This window comes from Stenotrophomonas sp. YIM B13575, from assembly GCF_042787595.1.
In the GTDB taxonomy this organism is placed as follows: Bacteria; Pseudomonadota; Gammaproteobacteria; order Xanthomonadales; family Xanthomonadaceae; genus Stenotrophomonas; species Stenotrophomonas lactitubi_B.
On record NZ_JBHZOP010000076.1, the window covers coordinates 1 to 8,437 of the forward strand.

The 8,437-nt window shown below is 65.6% G+C and carries 7 protein-coding genes; 4 read left to right on the forward strand and 3 right to left on the reverse strand.

All coding sequences use genetic code 11. The features are described 5' to 3' along the window. Positions 1 to 444 precede the first annotated feature (444 nt). A complete protein-coding gene (locus ACFX4F_RS13305) occupies positions 445 to 1,587 on the forward strand; it encodes a mechanosensitive ion channel family protein (protein ID WP_380656016.1) in 1,143 nt (380 codons plus the stop codon). Positions 1,588 to 1,659: 72 nt separating this feature from the next. On the opposite strand, the gene ACFX4F_RS13310 is transcribed toward ACFX4F_RS13305, so the two are convergent. The 3 genes from ACFX4F_RS13310 to typA are packed head-to-tail and all read right to left on the reverse strand — an operon-like array spanning position 1,660 to position 5,650. Further along, positions 1,660 to 3,282, reverse strand: coding sequence for an amidase (locus tag ACFX4F_RS13310; RefSeq protein ID WP_380656011.1), 1,623 nt, complete (start codon positions 3,280 to 3,282; stop codon positions 1,660 to 1,662). 41 nt (positions 3,283 to 3,323) lie between these two features. Beyond that, positions 3,324 to 3,791, reverse strand: coding sequence for a DUF2127 domain-containing protein (locus ACFX4F_RS13315; protein ID WP_025879438.1), 468 nt, complete (start codon positions 3,789 to 3,791; stop codon positions 3,324 to 3,326). Between the two features lie 11 nt (positions 3,792 to 3,802). Continuing rightward, positions 3,803 to 5,650, reverse strand: coding sequence for a translational GTPase TypA (gene typA / locus ACFX4F_RS13320; RefSeq protein WP_025879437.1), 1,848 nt, complete (start codon positions 5,648 to 5,650; stop codon positions 3,803 to 3,805). Between the two features lie 239 nt (positions 5,651 to 5,889). Here typA and ACFX4F_RS13325 point away from each other — a divergent pair, with 239 nt between their 5' ends. The 3 genes from ACFX4F_RS13325 (at position 5,890) to ACFX4F_RS13335 (ending at position 8,265) form a co-directional block, all read left to right on the forward strand. Continuing rightward, a complete protein-coding gene (locus ACFX4F_RS13325; protein ID WP_025879436.1) occupies positions 5,890 to 6,381 on the forward strand; it encodes a peptidylprolyl isomerase in 492 nt (163 codons plus the stop codon). A 123-nt stretch (positions 6,382 to 6,504) separates the two neighbouring features. Then, positions 6,505 to 7,491: a malate dehydrogenase gene (locus ACFX4F_RS13330; protein ID WP_025879435.1), complete on the forward strand. Its 987-nt coding sequence runs from the start codon at positions 6,505 to 6,507 to the stop codon at positions 7,489 to 7,491. Between the two features lie 159 nt (positions 7,492 to 7,650). Beyond that, positions 7,651 to 8,265, forward strand: coding sequence for an RluA family pseudouridine synthase (locus tag ACFX4F_RS13335; RefSeq protein ID WP_099819144.1), 615 nt, complete (start codon positions 7,651 to 7,653; stop codon positions 8,263 to 8,265). Positions 8,266 to 8,437: the final 172 nt, after the last annotated feature.

The window sequence follows — 8,437 nt, forward strand, 5'->3', positions numbered from 1 at the left end:
CCCCCCCCCCCCCCCCCCCCCCCCGCCCCACCTTCGACAGTTTCCTGATGTCTGGTAGATCCACGCCATGCGTGGATGACTCCATCGAAATCGAATATTTCGATATCGGAACGAATTGAGCCGAGCATTGCTCGGCTCTACAGAAATGCCGGCAGATCGCGGAAATCTGTCGAAGGCGGGGTGGGTCCGGTTGCGGGAGTGTCCGCGGCATGGATGCCGCGGCCAAGCCCCCAGGGATGGGTTTACGGCGTCTCCCGCAACCGGTCCCACCCCGCCATCCCGCAGGAAATCCGCTTCTGCTTCGGCTGTTGTTGTTGCTCCAGCTTGCAGCAGGTGCAGGGCTGCAAGCCCTGCCGACCAACACCCTCCTTACGAACGACTGACGTGACGCTCATGCGCTATGCGCGAGGCTGTCCGCTTGGTGTTCGAGTGGAGGTGGCAACGGTGCACTGGGAAAGCGCACAGGCCTATGCATGGCCGTTGGGATTGGCAGTGTTGGTGGGTGGCATCGGCGCGTGGTTGATCCTGTGGATCTATCATCGGCTGAAAGGACGTGATCGTCGCCGCGCGCGCATCGGTCGTGTGCTCGGGCTGCCGATGGCCACCGCATGGCCGTTGCTGCTGCTGATTCCCGCGTTGCAATCCACGCCACTGCCGGAACACGCGCTCGATCAACTGCTGCGCGTGCTGCACATCGGCTTGACCGCGTGCTTCATCTGGCTGCTGGTACGCGGCGTTGCTGCGGGCGAACGCGCAATCCTGCGCAGTCATCCCATTGATGTCTCGGACAACCTCGAAGCGCGCCGCATCCAGACCCAGACGCGGGTGCTCAGCCGCGTGCTGATGGGCGGCATCATCGTGCTCGGTGCTTCGTTGGTACTGCTGACCTTCCCGATGGTGCAGAAGATCGGCACCGCACTGTTGGCGTCGGCGGGCTTGATTGGCCTGGTGGCGGGTATCGCCGCCAAACCGGTGTTCGGCAACCTGATCGCCGGCCTGCAGATCGCGGTGACCCAGCCGATCCGGCTCGATGACGTGGTGATCGTCGAGGGCGAGTGGGGGCGTGTCGAGGAAATCGGCAGCAGCTATGTGGTGGTGCGGATCTGGGATGAGCGGCGGATGGTGGTGCCGCTGACATGGTTCATCGAGCATCCGTTCCAGAACTGGACGCGACGCAGTGCCGACCTGCTGGGTACGGCCTTCCTGTGGCTGGACTACCGCGCGCCGATCGCGGCGATACGTGCCGAGCTGGAACGCATCTGCCAGGGCCAGCCGCTGTGGGACGGCCGGGTGTGCGTGACCCAGGTGACCGAGACCAGCGAGCGCGCGATCCAGGTGCGTCTGCTGGTCAGTGCGCGCAGTTCCGGTGATGCGTTCGACCTGCGCTGCCTGGTACGCGAACGCATGCTGGATTTCCTCGCGCGCGAGCATCCGCAATCGTTGCCACAGGTACGCGCGCGCCTGCAGCAGGACGATGAGCTGGACATGCCGCGGATGCGGCGTGCAGGCAGCGCCGATGTGCGTTCACCCGGTGCGGAGGACGGTGAGGCGGCGATCGCGCCGGTGGAGCCCGACCAGCCTCTGTAGAGCCGAGCCATGCTCGGCTGCTTTCGATTTTCCGGTGAAGCCGAGCGTGGGCTCGGCTCTACAGAAACACGATCACGGATCGCCGGATTCGATCAGGGTGTCGGTATCAAAGTGCGGCGGACGCCGGGCGCGCGTGCGCTGCTCATAGGCGTAGGCCATCTCGATCAACTTCGGTTCGCTCCAGGCCGTGCCCATGAACAACAGCCCCGCCGGCAGGCCATCGATCTGGCCCATCGGCACGCTCAGGCTGGGGTAGCCGGCGACGGCGGCGACACTGTAGCTCTCGCCGGGGAAGTCATCGCCGGTGCTGCGCAGGGGCCAGGCCACGCCGGTCGTCGGTGCGACCAGCGCATCCAGCTTCTGCGATGCCAGCACGGCGTCGATGCCTTCCGGGCCCGCCAGTCGCCGCGCATCGCTGCGCGCGCGGATGTAGACGGGATCGCCCAGGCCAGGGGTTGCCTGGGCCTCCTGCAGCAGCTCCTGGCCGAACAGGCCCAGTTCCTGGCCCTTGTGTGCCTCGTTGAAGGCGATCAGCCCGGCCAGGCTGCGCAGTGGCGCCTGGTAGGTGTTGAGGTAACGCTCCAGGCCCGCCTTGAATTCGTACAGCAGGACGATGCGCTCGGCATCGGCCCAGGCGCCCTGGTTGGGCAGTTCCACCGGCACCACCACGGCGCCGGCGCGGCGCAGCTCGGCGACCGCCTGCTCAACCAGCGGTGGCATCCCTCGATATTTCAGCAATGGTGTCTGCAGCAGGCCGATGCGCTTGCCGCGCAGGCCCTGCGGATCCAGTCGTGCGGTGTAGTCGTAGACCGCGCGGCCAGGCATGGTCGCGGTGGCGGGATCGGCGTCATCACGGCCGGCGATGGCGGTCAGCACGGCGGCGGCGTCGGCGACGCTGCGGGTCATCGGGCCGGCGGTGTCCTGGCTGAAGGAGATCGGGATGATGCCTTCGCGGCTGACCAGGCCGACGGTCGGCTTCAGACCGACCACGCCGTTGATCGCCGCCGGGCAGACGATGCTGCCATCGGTCTCGGTGCCGATCGCCACGCTGGCCAGGTTGGCGGCCACGGCCACCGCGCTGCCGCTGCTGGAGCCGCAGGGCGAATGACTGAGGCGGTAAGGATTGCGGGTCTGGCCGCCGCGCGCGCTCCAGCCGGAGATGGAGTCGTTGCCGCGGAAGTTGGCCCACTCGCTGAGGTTGGTCTTGCCCAGCACCACCGCGCCCGCTTCGCGCAGGCGCCGGACCAGGTAGGCATCGTCGGGGCGGAAGCCCTGCAGGGCGAGCGAGCCGGCACTGGTGGCCATTGGCGCGGCGTTGATGTTGTCCTTCAGCAGGATCGGGATGCCATGCAGCGGTCCGCGCAGGCGGCCGTTACGGCGCTCGCGATCACGCTCGGCGGCTTCCTTCAGGGCATCGGGATTGAGCTCGATCACCGCGCGCAGGCGCGGGCCGGCACGGTCCAGCGTGGCGATGCGCTTGAGGTAGGCGTGGGTGAGGGTGGTGCTGTCCAGTTCGCCGGCGACCATGCGGGCCTGCAGGTCGGAGACGTCGGTCTCGGCGTAGGCGAAGGGCACGTTGCTGCTGCCCGGTTCGGCAGCGTGGGCGCTGGACGCGGCCGGGCTGCAGCCAGCAGCAAACACCGCAGGCAGTGCGGCGATCAGACAGGACAGGAGGGGCGGCAAGGACAGGCGCATGGGGCAGCTTCGACGGCTCCGATCCCCAGTGTAGCGGCTGCTCAGCGGCGGCGCTTGCGCAGGTCGCGCGCCAGCACGTAGACGACGATCAGGTTGATCGCCAGCACGGTCCACGAGGCCCAGCCGGGATGGCGGACGATCGCGTAGATATCGAAGGGCAGGTAGATGGAGGCGGTCAGGCAGCCCAGCCAGGAGGCCCATGCCTTGGCTTTCCACAGACCCCAGGCTTCGACCAGGTGCAGCAGGCCGTAGCCGATCATCGCCGCCGCGGCCAGGTGCACCGCGTCGGGACTGATGGCATTCAACAGCGAGGGCAGGGTGCCGTGATCCGGGTCCAGGCTGAAACGCCGGATCAGGGCATTGACGCCGTCGCGAAGCGGCTGCGGACCGAGGATTTCCAGTCCGGTAGCCGCCAACAACGCCAGCATCGCCTTGCTCGCTTCGAGCAAGGCGATGACATGGAGGCCCGGATGCCGATGCGGATCCGGGTTGTAGCCGTTCTGGCTCACGGTTCGCTGGATCAGCCGCCGCGCGAGTTCTTCTTGCGGTCGCTTTCGGTCAGGAACTTCTTGCGCAGACGGATCTCCTTCGGGGTGATCTCGACCAGCTCGTCGTCTTCGATGAAGTCCAGGGCCTGTTCCAGCGAGTACTTGATCGCCGGGGTCAGCTGGATCGCATCGTCCTTGCCCGAAGCGCGCATGTTGGTCAGCGGCTTGGTCTTGATCGCGTTGACGGTCAGGTCGTTGTCCTTGGAGTGGATGCCGACCAGCTGACCTTCATACACGTTGTCGCCTTCAGCAGCGAACAGCTTGCCGCGTTCCTGCAGCGGGCCCAGCGAGTACGCCGGGGTGGTACCCGGGGCATTGGCGATCATCACACCGTTGATGCGCTTGGCGATGGCGCCCTGTTCCTTCGGGCCGTAATGGTCGAACACGTGGAACAGCAGGCCCGAACCCTGGGTGAGGGTCTTGAACTCGTTCTGGAAGCCGATCAGGCCACGGGCCGGGATCTGGTATTCCAGGCGCACACGGCCCTTGCCGTCCGATTCCATGTTCTTCAGCTGGCCCTTGCGGGTGCCCAGCTTTTCCATCACGCCGCCCTGGTGGACTTCTTCGATATCCACCACCAGCTGTTCGATCGGCTCCATGGCCTGGCCGTCGATCTGCTTGATGATCACTTCCGGGCGCGACACGGCCAGCTCGTAGCCTTCACGACGCATGTTCTCGATCAGCACCGACAGGTGCAGTTCGCCACGGCCCGAGACCAGGAACTTGTCGGCGTCTTCCAGCTGTTCGACCTTCAGGGCCACGTTGTGGACCTGCTCGCGGTCCAGACGGTCCTTGATCTGGCGGCTGGTCAGGAACTTGCCACCGGACAGGTCCTTGTTGCCGGCGAACGGCGAGTTGTTGACCTGGAAGGTCATCGAGATGGTCGGCTCGTCGACGGTCAGTGCCGGCAGCGCTTCCGGGGTTTCCGGGTGGCACAGGGTGTCGGAGATGGTCAGTTCCGGAATACCGGAGATGGCCACGATGTCACCGGCTTCGGCGGTGTCCTGCTCGATGCGCTCCAGGCCCAGGAAGCCCAGCACCTGCGCGACCTTGCCGTTGCGCTTCTTGCCTTCACGGTCGATCACCGCGACCTGCATGTTCTTCTTCAGGGTGCCGCGCTGGATGCGGCCGATGCCGATCACGCCCACGAAGTTGTTGTAGTCCAGCTGGCTGATGCGCATCTGGAACGGACCTTCCGGGTCCACTTCCGGCTTCGGTGCGTGCTGCATGATCGCTTCGTACAGCGGGGTCATGTCGCCGTCGCGCACGGTGTCTTCCAGGCCGGCGTAGCCGTTCAGGGCCGAGGCGTAGACGATCGGGAAGTCGAGCTGCTCATTGGTGGCGCCGAGCTTGTCGAACAGGTCGAAGACCTGGTCGATCACCCACTCCGGACGCGAGCCCGGACGGTCGACCTTGTTGACCACGACGATCGGCTTGAAGCCCATCGCGAAGGCCTTCTGGGTGACGAAGCGGGTCTGCGGCATCGGGCCGTCCATCGCGTCGACCAGGATCAGCACGGTGTCGACCATCGACAGCACGCGCTCGACCTCGCCGCCGAAGTCGGCGTGTCCGGGGGTGTCGACGATGTTGATCCGGTTCTTGATACCGGTCTTCTTGTCTTCCCAGGTGATGGCCGTGTTCTTGGCCAGGATGGTGATGCCGCGTTCCTTTTCCTGGTCGTTGCTGTCCATCACGCGCTCGGCGAGGACGGTACGCTCGGACAGGGTGCCGGACTGCTTCAGCAGCTGGTCGACCAGGGTGGTCTTGCCATGGTCGACGTGGGCGACGATGGCGATGTTGCGAAGATTTTCGATGGACATACGAAAGGGGGCCAGTCGGCGCCGGATTTGGAAAAAGAAGTCCAACATTATACGTCGAACTTGACGATTGGCGAAAACCTGGATTTCAGACCAGTCGAGGCCCCCATTCAGCCTGGGTCCCGGCGCTGCCCGTCCGCGGGCTGAAGACCCTGCCTGCGCCGATGGTCGAAGCCGCCCATGCCACGGGGGAGGTGTATCCTTATGGGGCTGATTACACACCCCGCATCCCAAGGATCTGCATGTCCCTCATCGCCACTTTCGACACCACCCAGGGCCCGATCAAGGTCGAGCTGTTCGCCGACAAGGCGCCGCTGACGGTCGCCAACTTCGTGAACCTGGTCAAGCGCGGCTTCTATGACGGCCTGATCTTCCACCGCGTGATCCCCGATTTCATGATCCAGGGCGGCTGCCCGCAGGGTCGTGGCACCGGCGGCCCGGGCTACAAGTTCGAAGACGAGAAGAATGGTGTGAAGCACCAGATCGGCTCGCTGTCGATGGCCAACGCCGGCCCGAACACCAATGGCAGCCAGTTCTTCATCACCCACATCAAGACCGACTGGCTGGACGGCAAGCACACCGTGTTCGGCCAGGTCCTGGAAGGCCAGGCGATCGTTGATTCGGTCAAGCAGGGCGACGTGATCCATTCGATCACGCTGGAAGGCGACACCGACGCCGTGCTCGCCGCCCAGGCTGAGCGCGTGGGTGAGTGGAACAAGATCCTCGCCGCCTGATCCGCCCCCGACGGCCCCCTGCAGAGGGGGCCGTTTCCATGTTGCGGCCGCCCCGCCAGGCCATCCCCGCCCGCGCGGCCATCTTCTACAACGCTACTTAGCTTCTTAGCAGAGGAAATCCCCATGAAAGCACCTGTTCGTGTTGCCGTGACCGGCGCCGCCGGCCAGATCGGCTACGCCCTGCTGTTCCGTATCGCCTCCGGTGAAATGCTGGGCAAGGACCAGCCGGTCATCCTGCAGCTGCTGGAGCTGCCGGTCGACAAGGCCCAGGCCGCCCTGAAGGGCGTGATGATGGAACTGGAAGACTGCGCGTTCCCGCTGCTGGCCGGCATGGTCGGCACCGACGACGCTGAAGTCGCCTTCAAGGACGCCGACATCGCCCTGCTGGTCGGCGCGCGTCCGCGCGGCCCGGGCATGGAGCGCAAGGATCTGCTGCTGGAAAACGCAAAGATCTTCACCGCCCAGGGCGCGGCGCTGAACAAGGTCGCCAAGCGTGACGTGAAGGTGCTGGTGGTCGGCAACCCGGCCAACACCAACGCCTACATCGCCATGAAGTCGGCGCCGGACCTGAACCCGCGCAACTTCACCGCCATGCTGCGCCTGGACCACAACCGTGCGCTGAGCCAGCTGTCGACCAAGCTCGGCAAGCCGGTCGCCGGCATGGAGAAGCTGGTGGTGTGGGGCAACCACAGCCCGACCATGTACCCGGACTACCGTTTCGCCACCGCCGATGGTGCGTCGATCGCCGATGCGATCAACGACCAGGAGTGGAACGCCAACACCTTCATCCCGACCGTCGGCAAGCGCGGCGCGGCGATCATCGAAGCCCGTGGCTCGTCCTCGGCTGCTTCGGCCGCCAACGCAGCGATCGACCACGTGCGCGACTGGGTGCTGGGCAGCAACGGCAAGTGGGTCACCATGGGCGTGCCGTCCGACGGTTCCTACGGCATCCCGGAAGGCGTGATCTTCGGCTTTGCGGTCACCACCGAGAACGGCGAGTACACCCTGGTCAAGGATCTGCCGGTCGACGACTTCAGCCAGAAGTACATCGACAAGACCCTGGCCGAACTGGAAGAAGAGCGCGCCGGCGTCGCCCACCTGCTGGGCTGATGCGGTCGGTGCCGGCAGCTTGCCGGCACGTCTTCCATCACGGTAGGTACCAACCGTTGTTGGTGCTTTTCCAGCGAGGTAGGTACCGACCGTTGGTCGGTACGCAGAAAACGGGGAAGCTTCGGCTTCCCCGTTTTCGTTTGAGGGGCAAGGAAACCGATGATCCATCTGCATTACATCGACGAGGCGCTGCTGGTGGCTGAGAAGCCTGCCGGCCTGCTGTCCGTGCCCGGCCGCTCGGCGGAGAACCAGGACTGCGTGGTCGCGCGGTTGCAGGCCGTGTATGCCGATGCGCTGACCGTGCATCGCCTGGACCAGGTCACCTCCGGCCTGCTGCTGCACGCGCGCGGCAAGGACATGCAGGTGGCGCTGTCGATGCAGTTCGAGAAGCGCGAGGTGGGCAAGCGCTACGAAGCCATCGTGCAGGGGCTGCTTGAAGGTGATGCGGGTGAAGTGGACCTGCCGCTGATCGTCGACTGGCCGAACCGGCCGCGGCAGATGGTCGACCACGAACGCGGCAAGCCGGCACTGACCCGATGGCGCGTGCTGGCGCGTGACGTCGCGGCGCAACGCACGCGTGTTGAACTGGAGCCGGTCACCGGCCGCAGCCACCAGTTGCGCCTGCACATGGCCAGCCTCGGTCATCCCATCGTCGGCGACGTGCTGTACGGCGCGGACGCGGCGCAGCGCGTGCACCTGCATGCGCGGAAGCTGCAGTTCACCCATCCGGTGACGGGCGAAGCGCTCGCGTTCGAGTCTGCGACTCCGTTCTAGAGAGTAGGTGTATCGGCAGGGCTGCGCCCTGCACCTGCTGCGAACCGAAGCAACGTCAAAGGCCAAGGCAGCTCTGGTTTTCTGCTTGTTGGGCGGGCCGGTGTGGGTTGGCAGGACACGCCGTAAACCCATCCATGGGGGCTCGTTGGCGCCATCCATGGCGCCAACGGTC